Annotated in this window: 3 protein-coding genes and 1 pseudogene; 3 read left to right on the forward strand and 1 reads right to left on the reverse strand. The window is 63.1% G+C overall.

Features of this window, described 5'->3' with window-relative positions; translation table 11 throughout:
- The 3 genes and pseudogenes from ACEW8G_RS14710 to ACEW8G_RS14720 all read left to right on the forward strand — a co-directional run.
- A pseudogene (locus ACEW8G_RS14710) lies at window positions 1-172 on the forward strand (DUF3035 domain-containing protein); the annotation flags it as partial.
- 64 nt (window positions 173-236) lie between these two features.
- On the forward strand, window positions 237-566 hold the full coding sequence (locus tag ACEW8G_RS14715; RefSeq protein WP_373489150.1) for a type II toxin-antitoxin system RelE/ParE family toxin: 330 nt from the start codon (window positions 237-239) through the stop codon (window positions 564-566).
- Window positions 556-864: a helix-turn-helix domain-containing protein gene (locus ACEW8G_RS14720; RefSeq protein WP_373489151.1), complete on the forward strand. Its 309-nt coding sequence runs from the start codon at window positions 556-558 to the stop codon at window positions 862-864. Before ACEW8G_RS14715 ends, ACEW8G_RS14720 begins: the two co-directional genes overlap by 11 nt.
- A gap of 30 nt (window positions 865-894) precedes the next feature.
- Here ACEW8G_RS14720 and ACEW8G_RS14725 read toward each other — a convergent pair.
- The coding region (locus ACEW8G_RS14725; protein ID WP_373489152.1) for a transketolase C-terminal domain-containing protein at window positions 895-1,531 on the reverse strand (637 nt) is incomplete at its 5' end.

Consider the following 1,531-nt stretch of genomic DNA (forward strand, 5'->3'; position numbering starts at 1 on the left):
CAGCGCAGTGGAAGGCGCGGCTCTGGACCGCGCCGGCAACGCTGATGCCGCGATCCGCTCCTCGGTCGGCGACCCGCAGACGCAAACGACCGACAAGGGCGCCACCACCCGCGACATCGTCGCCGCCCCCGAAGGCGACGGCCAGGACGCACGGGCGTCTACGCCGGAGTAAGCGCGAGGCGCATCGCCGCTCCTCATATTCTTGACGCCTATACGGCAATGCCGTATACAATGCCATGCAAACGGTCGTCGAAACCCCGTCCTTCATCCGGTCAGCAGACAAGGCTGGGATGACACCGGCGGAGCGCGAGGCGGCGATTGGCATTGTATCCGCCAATCCGGCTGCAGGTGACATCATTGCCGGAGGCGGCGGCATTCGCAAGGTTCGGGTGCCGATGCGCGGCAAGGGCAAATCCGGCGGATATCGCGTGCTGACATATTTCATGCAGGCCGATGAGCCGGTGTTTCTGCTGTGGGTGCTGGTCAAATCGAAACAGGCCAATCTCAGCGACGCGCAGACGACGCAGCTTCGGCAACTGGCCAAGGAGATTCGTGGTGAGCGATGACATGATCAATGATGACGATTTTGCCGGACTGGTCAGCGGGTTGCGTGACGTTGCCGAATGGCGGTTGGGCCAGCGCGATGGCTTTATTGCGCGTGTGCCAGAAACCATCGACGTGCGCGCCATCCGCAAGGCCGAACAGATGACCCAGGCCGATTTCGCGCGAACTTACGGCTTTAGCGTTGCTGCTCTACGCGACTGGGAGCAGAACCGCCGCCAGCCCGAACGGTCAGCGCGCATCCTGCTGGCAATGATTGCCCGCGAACCGCTGACAGTGCGGCGGGTATTGAAGCAACTGTAGATCTGCCCGCTTAAGCCAAGCCAATTAGCCTCAAGCCCGCGCACCGTCCCCTACAACCGCCACGCCCGTGCTGTTGTGGCGTAGTGCTTTCAGCACGGTGGCGACAATGGCGTCGGCGTCGAGGCCGGCTTCGGCATATTGCTTTTCGGGCTTTTCCTGATCCTGGAACACATCGGGCAGACGCATTGTGCGTAATTTGAGGCCGGTGTCGATCAGCCCTGCGTCAGACGCCATGGTCAGCACGTGCGCGCCGAGCCCGCCGATGCTGCCTTCCTCGATGGTCACGCACACCTCGTGGGTGGTGAGCAGCTTGCGGATCAGAACCTCGTCGAGCGGCTTGGCAAAGCGCAGGTCGGCGACCGTGGTCGACAGCCCCTTGGCCTCAAGCACATCGGCAGCCTTTTGCGCTTCGGCCAAGCGGGTGCCGAGCGAGAGGATGGCGACCTTTTTGCCTTCGCGGACAATACGGCCCTTGCCGATATCGAGCCGTTCGGGAACCTCAGGCAGCGCCACACCGGTACCGTTGCCGCGCGGATAGCGGAAGGCAATCGGGCCGCTGTCGTGGCAGGCGGCGGTATAGGTCATGTGGACCAGCTCTGCCTCATCCGCCGCCGCCATCACCACCATGTTGGGCAACGTGGCGAGATAGGTGACATCGAATGACCCC

The sequence above is a fragment of the Blastomonas sp. genome, assembly GCF_041747255.1.
In the GTDB taxonomy this organism is placed as follows: Bacteria; Pseudomonadota; Alphaproteobacteria; order Sphingomonadales; family Sphingomonadaceae; genus Blastomonas.

Bases quoted from the DNA above. Each gene is read 5' to 3' on its own strand.
- ACEW8G_RS14715 (WP_373489150.1), top strand. From the start codon at position 237: ATGCAAACGGTCGTCGAAACCCCGTCCTTCATCCGGTCAGCAGACAAG.